Genomic DNA, 17,258 nt, shown 5'->3' with positions numbered 1-17,258 from the left:
TTGCCATTCAAAAAAACTCGTTTCAGGCATTTTCATAGCAAATCTCACTTCTAGTCTTGATTTATACTATAAGAATAAGCCAAAACTGACTCAGATGCATAGGCATGTTTATTATTGATAATAGCTTAACTTACCTCCAACTTAGGTTAATCAATTTAGGTTAATCACAGAGTTATTAGCGGGAGGGATAAATAAATGTGTTACATAGGTTAAAGTCTGAATATTTCACCTGTCTCATATCAAACTGGTCATTTGTGTTGCGAACAAAGCGACTTCACGTGGTAATAGCTGGGTTAATCGCGGGTCTATTGCCATTCAATGCAACCTAGATAGCGGCACAAAGCAAATTTTGGTTACCTTTTATTATCCTGTTCTAGAGGCTAACGTACAGTGCCTGACACTTTGCAATCTAATACAAGGCAGCATTAAACCGAGTCAATACCCTGTAAAATCGGGTTCTACGCTGGTAATGCTTTACGAAATACATCTATAGGAAACAACCACAATTTGTACATCCAAACCTTAGTGATTACTGAGCAAGTGTTGGGCCCTATCTATGGGAACTGTATTAATACAGATTAGAAAAACCAAAGTATCGATGAGTGCAAAAACGACTGAAAAATGATTATTAGAGGGGTTTAACAAAGCGATAAGCTTTTTTTAACTAATAAAAAAGGAGGCCAAAGCCTCCTTTTTTACGGTTTAATCTACTTACAAACGTAAACAGGACATCGAATTAACGACGTAAACCTAACTTCTTGATCATAGCAGTGTAACGAGCTACGTCAGTACGCTTTAAGTAAGCAGAAAGCTTACGGCGTGCATTAACCATGCGTAATAAACCACGACGAGAGTGGTGATCATGGATGTGCTCTTTAAAGTGACCTTGAAGGTGGTTAATTTGAGCAGTTAACAAAGCTACTTGAACTTCAGTTGAACCTGAATCGTTTTCGCCGCGACCAAAATCAGCTAAAATTTTTGCTTTTGCTTCAGCACTTAGTGACATGTGTATCTCCAAAAAAAGTAAATGTATCTCTAGCCGATCACTAACTCAGCCAGAGCGAGCGCAGTATTTTAACCAGATTGATGGTTAACCGCAATATAAATTCAATTATTTATTTGTAAAGCAGACTTTAAAGCCAACTGACTACTCTGTTGGATCATTGTCGTGTATCACAATCAAGCGTTTTGGTGCTAATAAACCATCATCATTCATGGTACCAATACCAACAAACCGACGTTCATCGCCAATAGTGATACGAACCAATTCATTAGGTTTAAGACCCGCAGCTTGAATCGCTTGTCCTTGCATAACGTAATACAGCATCGCTTGTGGCAAATTAATTTCAGCGAAATTAGCCACTGCGGTATCCATTGGCAGTAATAACGGATCCATCAAGGTCTTAGGCGCTACATCTTGCCTATGAGCTTGCTCAAGTAACGCTTCTAATTGTGCTAAGGTAACCATTTTTTCATACGGGTATTCGGCAACTTGAGTACGACGCAACATAATAACATGTGCTCCACATCCAAGCATTTCACCTAGATCATCAATAATGGTCCGTATGTAAGTCCCTTTAGAACAATGAATATCTAGCGTTAATTCATCACTTTCAAGCTTAATAAAGTTTAACTCAAATACGGTGATAGGCCGCGACTCACGTGGGATTTCAATTCCCTCACGGGCATATTTATACAAAGGTTGACCTTGGTATTTTAATGCCGAATACATTGACGGTATTTGTTGAGTCGTTCCTCGGAAAAACGCAAGCTTCTCATCAAGTAATTCTTGGGTAATGTTAATAGGGCGCGTTTGTACGACTTCCCCATCTGAGTCACTAGTATCAGTACGTTCACCCAATTTAGCCGTCACGAGATAGCGTTTATCCGCTTCTAATAAATGCTGAGAGAACTTCGTCGCTTCTCCAAGACAAATAGGCAACATACCCGTTGCTAACGGGTCTAAAGCACCTGTATGACCCGCTTTATTGGCATTAAAAAGACGCTTAACTCTTTGCAGGGCAAAGTTAGAACTCATGCCAGTATCTTTATCGAGTAATACGATTCCGTCGATGAAGCGACCTTTAGGGCGACGAGCCATTAATCTTGCTCCTTGTCACCGTCAACAGACTCGCTGTTCTCAGAGGCTTCTGGAGTAGACTGTTGCTGCGTTTCACCGTCAACCGACTCGCTGCTATCGTAGGCTTCTGGAATAGAATGTTGCTGCGTGTCACCGTCAACAGACTCGCTGCCATCGTAGGCTTCTGGAGTAGACTGTTGCTGCTTGGCTTTATCTTTGTTGATCACTTGCGTCACTAGGTTAGACATACGCATGCCTTCAACCAGTGAGCTATCATAGATAAAACGTAATTCAGGCATGACGCGTAATTTCATGCGCCCAGCAACTAAAGTACGGACATAAGGTGCAGCAGCAGTAAGTGCATCAATTTTTTGTTGGACAAGTTCAGTGTCTTCTTCATAGAAGGTCACAAACACTTTTGCATAACTCAAATCACGAGAGACGTCGACGTCGTTTACTGTGACAAAACCAATGCGAGGATCTTTCATATCGCGTTGCAACACCATTGCAAGTTCTTGCTGGAGTTGTTGTGCAATACGGCGTGTACGACTAAATTCTTTTGCCATGATGATATGCCATATCGTTAGGTCTACAATCAAAAAGGGCGGCTAAAGCCGCCCTTCCATTGGTTCTTATAAGGTGCGAGCAATTTCGACTGTTTCAAAAACTTCAATTTGATCGCCCACTCGGACGTCGTTGTAGTTCTTGACACCGATACCACATTCCATGCCATTACGGACGTCTGGAGTATCGTCTTTAAAGCGGCGTAATGATTCAAGTTCACCTTCGAAGATAACCACGTTTTCACGTAATACACGAATTGGTGCGCTACGTTTAACGATACCTTCAGTAACCATACAACCAGCGATAGCGCCAATTTTAGGAGACTTAAAGACTTCACGAACTTGAGCAAGGCCGATAATTTCTTGTCTGAACTCAGGTATTAACATACCTGTCATTGCAGCTCGAACTTCATCAATTAAGTTGTAGATGATGCTGTAATAACGTAAATCAACACTTTCTGATTCAATGGTCTTACGAGCCTGTGCATCTGCACGTACGTTGAAACCAACAAGAATCGCATTTGAAGCGGCTGCTAATGTTGCGTCGGTTTCAGTTAATGCACCGACACCTCGAGCAATAATGTTCACTTTAACTTCATCAGTAGACAGTTTAGCTAAAGATTCACAAATAGCTTCAAGAGAACCTTGAACATCCGCTTTAAGTACGATATTCAGTTCTTGTACTTCGCCTTCTTCCATGTTGGCAAACATGTTTTCTAGCTTAGACTTCTGCTGACGCGCTAACTTAATGTCACGGAATTTACCTTGACGATACAACGAAACTTCGCGAGCTTTACGTTCATCACGTACTACTGTCGCTTCATCACCCGCTGACGGCACACCAGAAAGACCTAAGATCTCTACTGGAATAGATGGACCCGCTTCAGTGATAGCATGACCGTTTTCGTCTTTCATCGCACGGATTTTACCGTACTCTAAACCACATAAAACGATATCACCTTGGCGCAACGTACCTTCTTGAACCAAGATAGTTGCCACTGGGCCACGACCTTTATCAAGTTGCGATTCGATAACCACACCCGCCGCCATTCCATCACGGACCGATTTAAGTTCTAATACTTCAGATTGAAGTAAAATACCTTCTAACAATTCGTCAACGCCCATACCAGTTTTAGCTGATACATGAACGAACATGTTATCTCCGCCCCAATCGTCTGACATGATGCCATGTTGAGACAATTCACTCTTAACACGATCAGGATCAGCATCTGGCTTATCCATTTTGTTAACAGCAACGATTAACGGTACATTACCCGCTTTAGCATGTTGAATCGCTTCAATCGTTTGTGGCATTACGCCATCATCGGCAGCAACAACCAAAATAACAATATCGGTCGCCTTAGCACCACGAGCACGCATTGACGTAAACGCCGCGTGACCAGGAGTATCAAGGAAGGTGATCATGCCGTTTTCAGTTTGAACGTGGTATGCACCAATATGCTGGGTAATACCACCGGCTTCGCCAGCCGCCACTTTCGCACGACGGATATAATCCAGTAACGACGTTTTACCGTGGTCAACGTGACCCATGATAGTAACAACTGGCGCACGTGATTCTAGCTGGATATTGTCATCGCGATCTTGCATAACTTGATGTTCAAGTTCATTTTCACGAATAAGAACCACTTTATGACCTAATTCTTCTGCAATCATTTGGGCAGTTTCTTGGTCAAGTACTTGGTTAATCGTTACCATTGTACCCATTTTCATCATTTGCTTGATGATCACTGTGGCTTTAATTGCCATTAAGTGAGCTAATTCGGATACGGTTACGGTTTCACCAATACGCACGTCACGACTTACAGCTGCAGCGGGTTTATTAAAACCGTGTGCCATAGATTCTGGTGCAGTACTGCGATTACGCATGTGTTTTTCGCGTCCGCCACGCGCATCTTTTCCGCCACGTTTTTTATTGGCGCTTTTATTGCGAGCACGACGACCACGTTTTTCATCATCAGCATCTGAACTGTCTTCTGCTGCACGAGCAACTTGAGATGTTGTGATGTGATGATCACCGTTCTTTTCAGCATCTAAACGTTGACGTTCTTCTTCAGCCCAACGCTTTGAATTTACTTCAGCAAGTTGACGTGCTGTTTCAGCAGCTTTCGCGGCTTCATCTTTTTGCTTTTGAGTAAGCACAGCGTCTTGAGTCGCTTTTAAACGATCCGCTTCAACTTTTGCTGCTGCAGTTTCTGGGTCAGCAACTTTAGTTACTTTAGGTTCAGATTTTACTTTTTCTGATTTCAATTTGGCTTCTGCTTCCGCTTTTTTCTTCGCTTCTGCATTAGCTTTCGCTTCTGCCGCTACTTTTGCTTCAGCTTCGGCTTTTGCTTGGGCTTCAGCTTCTGCTTTGGCTTTTGCTTGAGCTTCTAATTCAGCTTGTTTTGCTAATTCTGCATCTTCACGTTTAACAAAAGTACGTTTCTTGCGCACTTCTACTTTCACGTCTTTTGACTGACCGCCAGTGCTTGCAACACTTAAGGTAGACAATGTTTTACGCTGCAATGTCATTTTAGTCGGAACTGAATCTGCACCATGCTGTTTTTTTAGATAATCAAGAAGCTTCTGCTTCTCGTTTTCTGAAACAGTATCGAGTTGTTTTTTACTTATACCAGCTTGTGAGAATTGCTCGATTAATCGATCGACCGATTTTCCCACTTCCACTGCTAATTTTTCTACGCTTGTATCTGCCATCAATTAAATCCCCCTGTTGATCGACTTATGCTTCTTCGCCAAACCAACAGATATTGCGGGCAGCCATGATGAGCTCACCTGCTTTTTCTTCTGTTAATTCTTCAATATCAATTAAATCGTCAATACCTTGCTCGGCCAAGTTTTCTAAAGTCACTACACCTTTGCTCGCAAGAACGTAAGCTAAATGTCTTTCTAATCCTTCCAATGCTAGTAAGTCATCACTTGGCTCTGCACCATCTAACGCTTCTTCAGACGCTAATGCTCTTGTCGAGATTGCCGCCTTTGCACGTTCACGTAATGCTTCAACGATTCCTTCGTCGAAACCTTCTATTGCTAATAGTTCAGATTCTGGAACATAAGCAACTTCTTCTAACGAAGTGAATCCCTCATCAGCCAAAACGGCTGCAAAATCTTTATCTACATCCAGATAATCCACAAACAAGTCAATCACTTTCGCACTTTCGGCTTGGTGTTTTTTGTTCAGGTCTTCAACGGTCATTACGTTTAGTTCCCAACCAGTAAGTTGAGTCGCTAAACGTACGTTTTGACCATTACGGCCAATAGCCTGTGCCAAACTGTCAGCTTCTACAGCGATATCCATCGAATGGTTATCTTCATCCACAATGATAGATGCTACATCAGCTGGCGCCATGGCATTGATCACATATTGTGCCGGATTATCATCCCACATCACAATATCCACTCGCTCGCCGCCTAATTCGTTTGATACGGCTTGCACACGTGCACCACGCATACCAACACAAGCACCTATAGGGTCAATGCGACGGTCATTTGATTTAACCGCGATTTTAGCACGAGCACCTGGATCACGAGCAGCACCCATGACTTCGATCAACTCGTCATAAATCTCTGGCACTTCAACCCGAAATAGCTCAATTAACATTTCAGGCTTACTGCGAGTTAAAAACAACTGCGCGCCACGAGCCTCTGGACGTACTGAGTACAATAATGCACGTACACGGTCACCAGGACGGAAAGATTCACGGCTGATTAAATCTTCTTTAAATAACACACCATCGGCATTGTTACCTAAATCGACAACCACACTTTCTCGTGTACTTTTCTTCACCACGCCGGTAACAATTTCACCTTCACGCTCAATAAATTGTTCAACAATTTGTGCACGTTCAGCTTCACGTACTTTTTGCACGATAACTTGTTTAGCGGTTTGAGTGGCGATGCGGTCAAATGCAACTGAGTCAATTTGATCTTCGATAAACTCACCCACTTGAATCTCTGGTTCTTCATAACGAGCGGCTTCAAACGTAATTTCGCTGTATGGATTTTCCAGAACTTGACCTTGATCATCAACAACCAACCAACGACGGAAGGTGTCGTAATGGCCTGTTTTACGATCAATGGCTACACGAACTTCAATATCGCCTTCGTATTTTTTCTTTGTTGCGGTAGCCAGTGCAATTTCTAGCGCTTCGAAAATTTTCTCGCGCGGAAGGCCTTTCTCATTGGAAACCGCTTCTGCGACTAGCAGGATCTCTTTATTCATTTGGTCTTGCCTCGTTCTTCACCTGAAACTATCAAAACTTAGCGATAATGCTGCCTTTACGGATATTATCCAAAGCAACAATCAAGTCTTTACCATCAACGGTGATGGTGAGCATTTGCCCATCAACGCTATTGATGACGCCTTTTAAATTACGACTACCGGCAACAGGCATAGTCAATTGTACTTTTGCATCTTCACCTACATAGGCCACATATTGCTCAGCGGTAAATAAGGGTCTATCTACGCCAGGTGAAGAGACTTCTAATGTATATTCTGTAGAAATAGGGTCTTCAACATCCATAACTGCGCTAACTTGACGACTGGCTTCTGCACAATCTTCAATATTGATGCCATTCTCGTGCTCAATAAAAACACGTAATATTGAATGACGACCAGCTTGAATATACTCAATGCCCCATAGTTTAAAGCCTAACGCTTCAACAGGTACTGTTAACATTTCAACTAGCTTGGATTCTATTGTTGCCAAAAATGACCCCCAAAAAAACAGAAAAAGGGCTAGTAGCCCCCATTGCAATCCGTATAAAACACGGACATTTAAAAGTCTATATAACAAAAAACCCCGTAATCACGAGGTCATTTTATTATAAAACCTGTAAATTGTAATTTATCTTCTCTAGAAGTTAAATCACAAGGAGCTGGTTGCGGGGGCCGGATTTGAACCGACGACCTTCGGGTTATGAGCCCGACGAGCTACCAACTGCTCCACCCCGCGTCAACTCATGCAAGTATATTGATTTACTCTATATCTTGCAATAACTAATCAAACGCTATCCATGATTTGTTAGTTTAAATTTGGTGCCGAGAGCGGGACTTGAACCCGCACGTCCGTTAAGACACAGCCACCTCAAGGCTGCGCGTCTACCAATTCCACCACCTCGGCGACACCTGGTATACTAGTCAGGAATTTTCGTTTCTGACTGTTCGGTTTGCACAGGCGCATCATCAATGATTTGCTCTGCTGCTGGACCTAAATCTTGCCACTGATCATTTTCTTGAGTGTGATTAGCACTTAAATTACCAATCACTAAACTCAATGCAAAGAAACCAATGGCTAATACTGCAGTACTGCGGGTCAGGAAGTTACCTGAGCCACTTGAGCCAAATAATGTGCCTGAAGCACCGGCTCCGAAAGATGCACCCATATCGGCACCCTTTCCTTGTTGGATTAAAATTAAGCCGATAAGACCTAACGCTACCACCAAGTATACAACTATAAGAACTTCGTACATATAATTATGCGCTCATCGCTATGGTACATAAACTTAAAAACTCACTTGAGTTCAAACTTGCACCGCCAATCAGACCACCATCAACATCAGGCTGGGCAAATATATCTGCCGCATTGCTTGGGGTGACACTACCACCGTAAAGAATCCTGATATTCTCTCCTATAAAAGGAGACACTTCAGAGAGGCGACTGCGAATAAACGCATGTACTTCTTGTGCCTGCTCTGGTGTAGCGCTCTTACCTGTCCCTACTGCCCATAAAGGTTCGTAGGCGATAATTGCGTTATCAAAAGCCATGGTACCGTTTTTTTCAATTACTATATCAAGCTCTTCGGCAATCACCTCAAAGGTACGTCTTGCTTCACGAGCCGGTCCTGATTCACCTACACATAAAATCGGTGTCAGACCATTTTTTTGTGCTGCGGCAAATTTCTCTGCCACTATATTACTCGTCTCTCCGTACATACGGCGACGTTCGGAATGGCCGATAATGACATATCGACATCCAGAATCTTTTAGCATCTGCCCGGATATTTCGCCGGTGTAAGCACCAAAATCATGATGACTAAGATTTTGTGCGCCCATTCTAACAAGCGCTCCGTCTAAGGTTTGCTTATTGGCTTCAAGCAGCTGCCGAACACTTTCAAGATAAATTGAAGGCGGGCATAAAACCACTTCAGCTGAATCATTTTGGAGCTTGGTAGCAAACTTCTTAAATAGCTCTTGGGCCAAGGCCGAATTACCATTCATTTTCCAGTTACCAGCGACCATAGGACGTCTGAGTGCCATTCACTGTCTCCTCTGAAAGCGGCGTGAATAATAGCGAACCACTTATCAAGTTACAAGAGCTAAAAGGGGAATATTTCACATAAGCTGTCGAAGCGGCTACTTTTTGAGCGAGCAACAACAAATTGAATATTCAAATAATTAACATGCTGCCTTTACCGCGTCAGCAATACGGTTTGCATGTGCAAGCACTTGCGGATGGTCATCCCCCTCAACCATAACCCTGATTAACGGTTCTGTTCCCGACTTTCGCAATAATACTCGCCCACGAATACCTAATTGTTGCTCAACATCAGCTTGCGCTGATCTCACAGCATCAGTATCCAGCGGGTTTGAGTTTCCTTCAAAACGGACATTTACCAATACCTGCGGCAACATCTTTATTGATTCAGTCAATTGTTCAAGTGATGCTTTTTGACGTCGCATTGCAGCTAACACTAGAATACCTGCAACAATGCCATCACCGGTGGTGCCATGATCGAGATTAAGAATATGGCCAGAGTTTTCACCTCCGATACGCCACTGTTTCTCTTTGAGTATTTCCATGACATAGCGGTCACCGACCTTTGAGCGAACAAAAGGAATATCAAGCGCTTGTAATGCTAAATCTAACCCTAGGTTAGACATTAACGTGCCCACTACACCGCCTTTTAAAATACCACGTTTTTGAGCATCTACCGCTAAAATATATAAGATTTGATCACCATCAATCACGTCACCGCGGCTATTTACCATCATAATGCGATCGCCATCACCATCTAATGCGATACCTAAATCCGCTTTTTCGGCTAATACCGTTTCACAAATTTTAGCCATAGAGGTTGCGCCGACTTTGTCATTGATGTTTATGCCGTTTGGCTTATCGCCAATAGTAATCACATCAGCACCCAATTCACGAAATACATTAGGAGCTATGTGGTAGGTTGCACCATGTGCACAATCAACAACAATTTTCAAACCTTCAAGTGTTTGATCCGCTGGAAAATTCCCTTTGCAATATTCAATATAACGCCCTGCAGCATCTTCAACTCTTCGAGCCTTGCCTAATAAATGAGATTCAACACACACTAACGGCTTTTCAAGTTCAGCCTCTATTTCTAGCTCAATGGCATCATCTAGTTTACTGCCATTGTTTGAGAAAAACTTGATACCGTTATCATAATATGGATTATGTGACGCACTGATCACCACGCCAGCTTCCGCGCGAAATGTGCGAGTTAAATAAGCAACCGCGGGGGTAGGCATTGGACCAAGTAACAAAACGTTGAGTCCCGCAGCTGACAATCCAGCCTCTAAAGCCGATTCAAACAAGTAGCCGGAAATGCGGGTGTCTTTACCAATAATCACTTTTTGGGTGCCATTGCGAGACAATACCCGCCCTGCAGCCCAACCGAGCTTCAATGCCAGCTCAGGGGTCATTTTACCCGCCCCTACTCTGCCGCGAATACCATCGGTTCCAAAAAACTTTCTTTGCTTCACAGGTCCCCACTTAAGTGATTTGACTCTACTTAACCTTATCTCACGTTAAGAGATAGGGTAAGTAAGTTTCAATAAGACTATTCACCAATTTAATATCAAACTTGCCATTTTTTGCTCACAAGACACATTGACTTGCAATAGCTAGCCTATTGCCAGTCAATGCAACACAGATAGCAGAACAAACAGCGGTTTGATAACCATTGATTATCCCATTCTGTGGTTACTTATAACGTTATCATGCCGATGTCGCTATATATTGGCCATTGTTTCTGACATCACCTTAAGTACATCGGCAGTTTCTGGAACATCATGGACTCGTATAATATGCGCACCTTGTTGAGCAGCAATTAATGCCCCAGCAAGACTACCAGCAAGGCGTTGATCGATATCGCGCGCTAACAGGTCACCAATCATGCTTTTTCGCGACAGACCAACCAATAAAGGTAAGTGAAACTCATGTAATCTTGGTAATGTCGCTAATAGGCGGTAATTATGCGCTAAAGTTTTGCCAAAGCCAAAACCTGGATCGAGAATTAAGCGTTCTCGCTCAATTCCGGCGGCTTCGCAGTAAGCAATACGCAATTCGAAAAAAGCAACCACCTCATCAATCACATCCTGATACTCAGGTTCATCTTGCATGGTTTGCGGCTCGCCTTGCATGTGCATCAAGCAAATAGGCACATCTAACGTAGCGGCCATGGCTAATGCACCAGGCATTTGTAATGCGCGCACATCATTGATCATATTGGCACCGGCATCCACAGCCTGCTCCATCACTTCAGGTTTGCTAGTATCGATTGAAATCCATACATTGTGTGTTTTAGCCGTGTATTCGATGATAGGAATAACACGAGCGATCTCTTGCTCAAGAGTGACTTCAGCAGCACCAGGTCGAGTTGACTCTCCACCCACGTCAATAATTAATGCACCTTGTTCCACCATATCGTCGACATGGCGACAGGCTTGTTCAAATCCGATATATTCGCCGCCATCAGAAAAAGAATCAGGGGTCAAGTTTACAATGCCCATCACTAAAGGTGCTGATAAGTCGAGGGTTTTATTGGCATGAGTTAATTGAAACACAGGTATTGTCCTACATAAGGTTAAAAAAAAGAAAACCCCTTGCGGGGTTTTCTTTATTCACTAAATTATTTATTTAGCTGGTGATTCATCCGTTTCACTCGTGTCGGTTTTAGCGTCACTAGTATCGGCTTTAACCTCATCGACAGGTGTTTCAACTTCAGATTTAGGCGTGCTATTGCCATTATCTTTATCGTCAGATGATTCATCTTTTTGCCATTCAGCAGGCATACGCACTTCACGTCGCTTCATCAAATCATCAATTTGCAACGAATCAATCGTTTCATATTTCATCAGCGCATCTTTCATCGCATGTAAAATATCCAAATTGTCGTTTAGTAACGTTTGTGCCCGTTGATAGTTTTTATCAATAAACACTTTAGTTTCTGAATCAATTAGTGTCGCAGTCTCACCCGACATAGCCTTAGATTTACCCATACTGCGGCCTAAGAAAACTTCGTTTTCTTCTTCTGCATAGAGTAAAGGACCCAGTTTATCGGAGAAGCCCCATTGGGTAACCATGTTACGGGCAATCGACGTCGCGTATTTGATATCTTGCGACGCTCCAGTAGACACTTTTTCAGTGCCGTAAATAATCTCTTCAGCTAAACGTCCACCATAGGCAACTGAAATCTGTGATTCAAGTTTGCGACGGCTTTGGCTCACAGCATCGGCTTCCGGTAGGAAGAAAGTTACCCCTAATGCACGTCCACGCGGAATAATAGTCACTTTATGCACAGGATCATGCTCTGGTACTAAGCAGCCTACAATCGCATGTCCAGCTTCATGATAAGCAGTCATCTCTTTGTCCGCTTCAGACATCACCATAGAACGGCGCTCAGCACCCATCATGATTTTATCTTTAGCACGCTCGAACTCTTCCATACCAACAACACGACGATTACCACGAGCAGCAAACAACGCAGCTTCGTTAACAAGGTTGGCTAAGTCTGCACCAGAGAATCCTGGCGTACCACGAGCAATAACACTTGCTTTAACATCGTCTGACAAAGGCACTTTACGCATATGCACTTTAAGGATTTGTTCACGACCACGCACATCAGGCAAGCCGACAACCACTTGACGGTCAAATCGACCTGGGCGAAGCAATGCAGCATCAAGAACATCAGGGCGGTTAGTTGCCGCGATAACGATAACACCTTCATTACCTTCGAAACCATCCATCTCAACCAGCAGTTGGTTTAACGTCTGCTCACGCTCATCGTGACCACCACCAACACCAGCACCACGTTGGCGACCTACAGCATCGATTTCATCGATAAAAATGATACAAGGCGAAGATTTTTTAGCTTGTTCGAACATGTCACGCACACGGGATGCGCCAACACCAACAAACATTTCCACAAAATCAGAACCTGATATGGTAAAGAATGGCACCTTAGATTCACCGGCAATCGCCTTAGCTAGCAAGGTTTTACCCGTACCTGGTTGCCCTACCATCAACACGCCAGTAGGAATCCGACCGCCTAGCTTTTGGAACTTGGTTGGGTCACGTAAATAATCAACCAGTTCTTTTACTTCTTCTTTTGCTTCATCACAGCCAGCAACATCAGCAAAGGTGGTTTTAATTTGGTCTTCGCTCATCAGTTTGGCTTTACTTTTGCCAAACGACATTGCGCCTTTTCCACCACCGCCTTGCATTTGACGCATGAAGAATATCCAAACCCCAATCAACAGTAACATCGGGAACCATGAAATAAAGATTTGGGTTAAAAAACCTGACTCTTCAGCCTCTTGGCCTTTCATGGTGATACCTTTGCGATCAAGATCATTAATTAAATCTTGGTCAACAATAGGCATAATAGTGGTGAACTTTTCGCCGGTACGTTTAGTCCCTTCAATTGTTCGTTGGTCGCTTTTTATTTCGACCGTGTTAATTTGACCATTTCGAACATTGTCCAAAAAGGCGGAATAATCCATCTTCTGCGTATTCGAAGAAGAGGGGGAATAACCCTGAAACACTGACATCAGTACAACAGCGATGACAACCCAGAGAATTAAATTTTTTGCCATGTCACTCAATTTACTAGACCTCTTAACAGTCCTGCGATTATTAACGTTAGACTACTACAACTTGTAACCAGTCGCCACTAAGTAGACTTCTCGAGAGCGTGCTCTAGAGGAGTCTGGTTTACGGGTTTTTACTACTTTGAATGCCTGTTTAACTGTTTTTATGTAGTCGTCAAAGCCCTCCCCCTGAAAGACTTTAACAGCAAAACAGCCGTTGGGCGTCAACACTTGATGACACATATCTAACGCTAATTCAACTAAATACATACCTTTAGGTTGATCAACAGCATCCGAACCACTCATGTTCGGGGCCATATCTGATAGTACCACATCCACTTTATCTTGACCTACACGCTCAAGCAATGCTTCGAGTACTTTGTTTTCTCTAAAATCACCTTGAAGGAAATCAACACCAACAATCGGATCCATTGGTAAAATATCACAAGCAATGACTTTACCTTTGTCGCCAGCAAGTTTAACGGCCACTTGCGACCAGCCACCCGGTGCTGCACCTAAATCAACAACTGTCATCCCCTGTTTTATCAAGTGATCTTTTTGTTGGATCTCTTCTAACTTAAATGCTGCTCGTGAACGTAAACCGCGTTTCTGGGCTAATTTCACATAGTGATCATCAAAGTGTTCTTGCATCCAGCGACTTGAGCTCGCCGTACGTTTTTTTGTTGTCATTAAAATTCCGCAACGATTCAGAGTTACATAAGGTGTATATAAGGGTAGAATACCCGTTTTTCAACAGTAACTCAGCAAAAGTTGGTACAAATGAACTTAACAACCAAACAAAAACAGCATTTAAAAGGTCTGGCGCACAGTTTAAAACCAGTGGTGCTGCTTGGTGGCAATGGACTAACTGAAGGTGTTCTGGCTGAAATTGATAGCGCGCTTACACATCATGAATTGATTAAAGTAAAAGTAGCCTCTGCCGACAGAGAGCTCAAAAATGCCATCGTTGACGCCATTGTACGTGAAACCCAGTCTGCGAAAGTGCAACTTATCGGTCATGTCTTAGTCATTTTCCGTCAGTCTGCCGAAATGAAGATTGCTTTGCCTAAAGCCAAATAATCTCGCATTCTTTTATAAAAAGCCGCTGAATTCAGCGGCTTTTTTATTAGAGATGAATTATCATTAATCAAGGATGGTTGGGTAAAGGAACGACTTAATAATGTTGTGCCTTTAATCCTAAAAATTCAGGCAAGGTAGCATCAATTGAAAAAAATGACCAAGTACCTGTAACGATCCCAATAAATAATGCGATTAAATTCCCTCCAATAGTGCTCCACCCATTATCCGTAATCCATAATCCATAATCAATAATGCGTATACAGTTTATAATGTAGTCTCTGATGTCACCATTGAGCTCAAAAAAGTCGACTTAATAGCGCCATTATTAATGTCCGGCACATCCCACAAAGGCTTTGTAATAAGTTGTTTACCCATCTTATTTTCGATAATAGAGTCATTAAACGAGTAAGCTAAAATAGCCGCCAGTACGGTTAAATTTGATTCCATTTGGCTTACCGCAAAAAACCAACACAAACACCACATCATATACCAGAGCCAATAACGCACCAGAAGCTGTACGCCACTCAAAGCGAAAACTTGAATATTCCATAATACACGGCATAGCCATTAGACAACACAAGCCACCTTTGACGACCAATTATTGATCGACTTAAGACCCCCCCGTTGCTGCATAATACGTTAATACATTATTTAATACGGCTAATACCATTTTGAGATCAAAACGTTTATTTTTAATAAGAATATCGGCACCATTTATTGCCACAAACAAATTATCTTGTTGCTGTTCGATGCGTAACCTGTTGATCCCCGCTTAATATAGCAGATGATGGAATTGCTCTACTGTCAGTGATTGGGCCGGGTTAATTGTGAGTGTACCGCGACTCTTCACCATACCAAGACGCTAATGCACTCATAAACAAGATGATTAATATGCTAATTAATAACCAGTATTTCCACTGAGAATAATGATTTAATTAATGCGTTTTCGATTTGGATTTCATAATATTTGATCTCACTAAATCGAGGTGAGTTAAGCCTGGATAAAAAATGTATAGCCAGTAATGAGCGGTTTTAACCAACTCATCTATCTACAGTAAAGCTCATTAGTAAAGCTAATGACGTTTTCAATCAATGCAGAAAATCGTTAGCTGATGTGAGCGTGAACGAAAAGTAAATTAGATCTTTCTAGGCGGAAAGTCTTGAAGGGGCGACGTCGTTGACAAAATCCAGTCCAATTGTGGATTGACGTTAATTGGATACCCTATGGTTAAACTCGCTATTGGCGGCGAAAAAACTCATAGCCCAATACATCATTAGGACTTGTTTCATTTAATTGACGTTGAGCAATACTGATATAACGTGCCGAATAAGTGGCCACATAATAAATATCATTTGGATTAGATTGCTCAAAAATAGAGCCTGTTGATAATAGTTCCTAACTAGCTCAATAATGCACTGTTAACCTCTATGAGCGTGTCACTTAAGGCTGTTGGTTTATGTCAACGCACATCACTATCAATTGAACTATCAATTGAACCATCGACTAACTGAACTGAAGACAGCATTATATCAAGAGAGGTTAAACTTATTGGCTGTTGACAAATACGATCATCTGTCACCGTATCCACATCATATGGGTAAGAGTATCCAGGAGACGTAGCAAATGGCACCGACGCTAACACCAACACGTGGCTATTGATGAGAAAGATTGAACACAACCCCACAATTACCAGCATGAGTAGTATACGAGCCCATGGAAACGTCATAATGACCTTATTTTATCAAACGACATAGTTGCTAGTATTTGAAATCAAAATGTCGAAATATAATTTAAATAGAAGATAGAAGATAGAACATAATTTCAAAGCAATGTTTCAACGGGATCTGTCAACGGAATGTTTCAAAAAATGTTGTATTTTGCCCGACAAAATGTAACAGCAATGTAAATCCAGGCGATAATATCTGTTGCACCTTTAATGTGCAAATGAATTTTTTTACATTTATTTTGGTCTATATGGAATGCACTCTGTTTGTAATAGATATAAAAAAGCACTAAATAGTATTCTATTTAGTGCTAGGTCAGGCTAGTGATCATTTATATCGATAATGGATTTAGCATAAAATAAAATAAATACTTAACCGGCTTTTTTAATTTAACAATTAAAACATATTGTTAGAAAATATTTACCCTAGCTGACTCACATCGCTTAAATATATTTAACCGCAACGATCTCATAATCAGTCAAGCCACCGGGTGTGGTAATCGATACTTCATCGCCTTCACTTTTACCAATTAATCCACGTGCAATCGGTGAATTAACAGAAATTAAATTTTGTTTAATTTCTGCCTCGTCATCACCCACAATACGATAGGTCACTTCGGCATCCGTATCCAAGTTCAAAATAGTCACTGTAGTACCAAAAATGATCCGGCCGGTATTGTCTAATGTGGTGACATCAATAATTTGAGCATTAGATAATTTACCTTCAATGTCACGAATACGCGCTTCACAAATCCCCTGATCTTCACGGGCAGCATGGTATTCTGCATTTTCTTTTAAATCACCTAATTCACGCGCAGAAGCAATCGCTTCGGTAATTTTTGGACGGCGATCGAACTTTAATATTACCAGTTCTTTACGTAGTTGATCTGCGCCAATTACAGTCATTGGGACCTTACTCATAATGTCTTTGTCTCCTTTAAAAACAAAAG

General features: G+C 42.0%; 15 protein-coding genes, 2 tRNA genes and 2 pseudogenes. 1 reads left to right on the top strand and 18 read right to left on the bottom strand.

What is annotated here, in order from left to right:
• Nucleotides 1-736 precede the first annotated feature (736 nt).
• The 14 genes and pseudogenes from rpsO to rlmE all read right to left on the bottom strand — a co-directional run bounded on the left by rpsO (nucleotide 737) and on the right by rlmE (nucleotide 14,194).
• A complete protein-coding gene (gene rpsO / locus AAEY93_RS11660; protein WP_101032513.1) occupies nucleotides 737-1,006 on the bottom strand; it encodes a 30S ribosomal protein S15 in 270 nt (89 codons plus the stop codon).
• A 141-nt stretch (nucleotides 1,007-1,147) separates the two neighbouring features.
• The gene (gene truB, locus AAEY93_RS11655) at nucleotides 1,148-2,101 is read right to left on the bottom strand and encodes a tRNA pseudouridine(55) synthase TruB (RefSeq protein WP_124012075.1); all 954 of its coding nucleotides are present in this window, start codon (nucleotides 2,099-2,101) and stop codon (nucleotides 1,148-1,150) included.
• Nucleotides 2,102-2,220: 119 nt separating this feature from the next.
• Nucleotides 2,221-2,646: pseudogene (gene rbfA / locus AAEY93_RS11650) on the bottom strand (30S ribosome-binding factor RbfA); the annotation flags it as partial.
• Nucleotides 2,647-2,712: 66 nt separating this feature from the next.
• Nucleotides 2,713-5,358, bottom strand: a complete 2,646-nt coding sequence (gene infB, locus AAEY93_RS11645) for a translation initiation factor IF-2 (protein WP_351077028.1) — start codon at nucleotides 5,356-5,358, stop codon at nucleotides 2,713-2,715.
• Nucleotides 5,359-5,383: 25 nt separating this feature from the next.
• Nucleotides 5,384-6,883 carry a transcription termination factor NusA gene (gene nusA / locus AAEY93_RS11640; protein ID WP_101032516.1) on the bottom strand — a complete coding sequence of 500 codons (1,500 nt, stop codon included), beginning with the start codon at nucleotides 6,881-6,883 and terminating at the stop codon, nucleotides 5,384-5,386.
• Between the two features lie 31 nt (nucleotides 6,884-6,914).
• Nucleotides 6,915-7,370 (bottom strand): ribosome maturation factor RimP, encoded by a 456-nt coding sequence (gene rimP, locus AAEY93_RS11635; protein WP_124012077.1) that lies wholly within the window; start codon nucleotides 7,368-7,370, stop codon nucleotides 6,915-6,917.
• Nucleotides 7,371-7,540: 170 nt separating this feature from the next.
• A tRNA-Met gene (locus AAEY93_RS11630) sits at nucleotides 7,541-7,616 on the bottom strand.
• An 81-nt stretch (nucleotides 7,617-7,697) separates the two neighbouring features.
• A tRNA-Leu gene (locus AAEY93_RS11625) sits at nucleotides 7,698-7,784 on the bottom strand.
• 13 nt (nucleotides 7,785-7,797) lie between these two features.
• Nucleotides 7,798-8,133 carry a preprotein translocase subunit SecG gene (gene secG, locus AAEY93_RS11620; protein ID WP_101032518.1) on the bottom strand — a complete coding sequence of 112 codons (336 nt, stop codon included), beginning with the start codon at nucleotides 8,131-8,133 and terminating at the stop codon, nucleotides 7,798-7,800.
• Between the two features lie 4 nt (nucleotides 8,134-8,137).
• Nucleotides 8,138-8,920 carry a triose-phosphate isomerase gene (gene tpiA / locus AAEY93_RS11615; RefSeq protein ID WP_101032519.1) on the bottom strand — a complete coding sequence of 261 codons (783 nt, stop codon included), beginning with the start codon at nucleotides 8,918-8,920 and terminating at the stop codon, nucleotides 8,138-8,140.
• A gap of 138 nt (nucleotides 8,921-9,058) precedes the next feature.
• Nucleotides 9,059-10,396 (bottom strand): phosphoglucosamine mutase, encoded by a 1,338-nt coding sequence (glmM, locus tag AAEY93_RS11610; RefSeq protein ID WP_124012078.1) that lies wholly within the window; start codon nucleotides 10,394-10,396, stop codon nucleotides 9,059-9,061.
• A 249-nt stretch (nucleotides 10,397-10,645) separates the two neighbouring features.
• Entirely contained in the window at nucleotides 10,646-11,425 is a 780-nt protein-coding gene (folP, locus tag AAEY93_RS11605) for a dihydropteroate synthase (protein ID WP_502959555.1), read from the bottom strand.
• Between the two features lie 123 nt (nucleotides 11,426-11,548).
• Complete coding sequence (gene ftsH, locus AAEY93_RS11600) at nucleotides 11,549-13,519, bottom strand: ATP-dependent zinc metalloprotease FtsH (RefSeq protein ID WP_101032522.1); 1,971 nt, start codon at nucleotides 13,517-13,519, stop codon at nucleotides 11,549-11,551.
• A 45-nt stretch (nucleotides 13,520-13,564) separates the two neighbouring features.
• Nucleotides 13,565-14,194, bottom strand: coding sequence for a 23S rRNA (uridine(2552)-2'-O)-methyltransferase RlmE (rlmE, locus tag AAEY93_RS11595; protein WP_101032523.1), 630 nt, complete (start codon nucleotides 14,192-14,194; stop codon nucleotides 13,565-13,567).
• 90 nt (nucleotides 14,195-14,284) lie between these two features.
• Between rlmE and yhbY the strand changes: the two genes are divergently transcribed.
• Entirely contained in the window at nucleotides 14,285-14,584 is a 300-nt protein-coding gene (gene yhbY / locus AAEY93_RS11590; protein ID WP_101032524.1) for a ribosome assembly RNA-binding protein YhbY, read from the top strand.
• Nucleotides 14,585-14,678: 94 nt separating this feature from the next.
• Here the strand turns inward: yhbY and AAEY93_RS11585 are convergent.
• The 4 genes and pseudogenes from AAEY93_RS11585 to greA all read right to left on the bottom strand — a co-directional run.
• A pseudogene (locus AAEY93_RS11585) lies at nucleotides 14,679-15,182 on the bottom strand (protein translocase subunit SecF); the annotation flags it as partial.
• A gap of 223 nt (nucleotides 15,183-15,405) precedes the next feature.
• Complete coding sequence (locus AAEY93_RS11580; protein ID WP_351077038.1) at nucleotides 15,406-15,477, bottom strand: hypothetical protein; 72 nt, start codon at nucleotides 15,475-15,477, stop codon at nucleotides 15,406-15,408.
• 567 nt (nucleotides 15,478-16,044) lie between these two features.
• On the bottom strand, nucleotides 16,045-16,311 hold the full coding sequence (locus AAEY93_RS11575; RefSeq protein ID WP_351077015.1) for a hypothetical protein: 267 nt from the start codon (nucleotides 16,309-16,311) through the stop codon (nucleotides 16,045-16,047).
• A gap of 441 nt (nucleotides 16,312-16,752) precedes the next feature.
• On the bottom strand, nucleotides 16,753-17,229 hold the full coding sequence (gene greA / locus AAEY93_RS11570; RefSeq protein ID WP_101032525.1) for a transcription elongation factor GreA: 477 nt from the start codon (nucleotides 17,227-17,229) through the stop codon (nucleotides 16,753-16,755).
• Between the last annotated feature and the right edge of the window lie 29 nt (nucleotides 17,230-17,258).

It is taken from the genome of Shewanella sp. CAL98-MNA-CIBAN-0140 (assembly GCF_040309905.1).
In the GTDB taxonomy this organism is placed as follows: Bacteria; Pseudomonadota; Gammaproteobacteria; order Enterobacterales; family Shewanellaceae; genus Shewanella; species Shewanella psychromarinicola.
The sequence above is the reverse complement of the archived record's forward strand: the minus strand, read 5'-3'. Positions and strand labels throughout refer to the sequence as shown.

What these genes read in the sequence shown, in the direction of transcription:
- infB (WP_351077028.1), bottom strand. Translation starts at nt 5,358, where the DNA reads ATGGCAGATACAAGCGTAGAAAAATTAGCAGTGGAAGTGGGAAAATCG.
- yhbY (WP_101032524.1), top strand. Translation starts at nt 14,285, where the DNA reads ATGAACTTAACAACCAAACAAAAACAGCATTTAAAAGGTCTGGCGCAC.
- secG (WP_101032518.1), bottom strand. Translation starts at nt 8,133, where the DNA reads ATGTACGAAGTTCTTATAGTTGTATACTTGGTGGTAGCGTTAGGTCTT.
- folP (WP_502959555.1), bottom strand. Translation starts at nt 11,425, where the DNA reads ATGGGCATTGTAAACTTGACCCCTGATTCTTTTTCTGATGGCGGCGAA.
- rpsO (WP_101032513.1), bottom strand. Translation starts at nt 1,006, where the DNA reads ATGTCACTAAGTGCTGAAGCAAAAGCAAAAATTTTAGCTGATTTTGGT.
- AAEY93_RS11575 (WP_351077015.1), bottom strand. Translation starts at nt 16,311, where the DNA reads ATGACGTTTCCATGGGCTCGTATACTACTCATGCTGGTAATTGTGGGG.
- rlmE (WP_101032523.1), bottom strand. Translation starts at nt 14,194, where the DNA reads ATGACAACAAAAAAACGTACGGCGAGCTCAAGTCGCTGGATGCAAGAA.
- truB (WP_124012075.1), bottom strand. Translation starts at nt 2,101, where the DNA reads ATGGCTCGTCGCCCTAAAGGTCGCTTCATCGACGGAATCGTATTACTC.
- greA (WP_101032525.1), bottom strand. Translation starts at nt 17,229, where the DNA reads ATGAGTAAGGTCCCAATGACTGTAATTGGCGCAGATCAACTACGTAAA.
- tpiA (WP_101032519.1), bottom strand. Translation starts at nt 8,920, where the DNA reads ATGGCACTCAGACGTCCTATGGTCGCTGGTAACTGGAAAATGAATGGT.
- nusA (WP_101032516.1), bottom strand. Translation starts at nt 6,883, where the DNA reads ATGAATAAAGAGATCCTGCTAGTCGCAGAAGCGGTTTCCAATGAGAAA.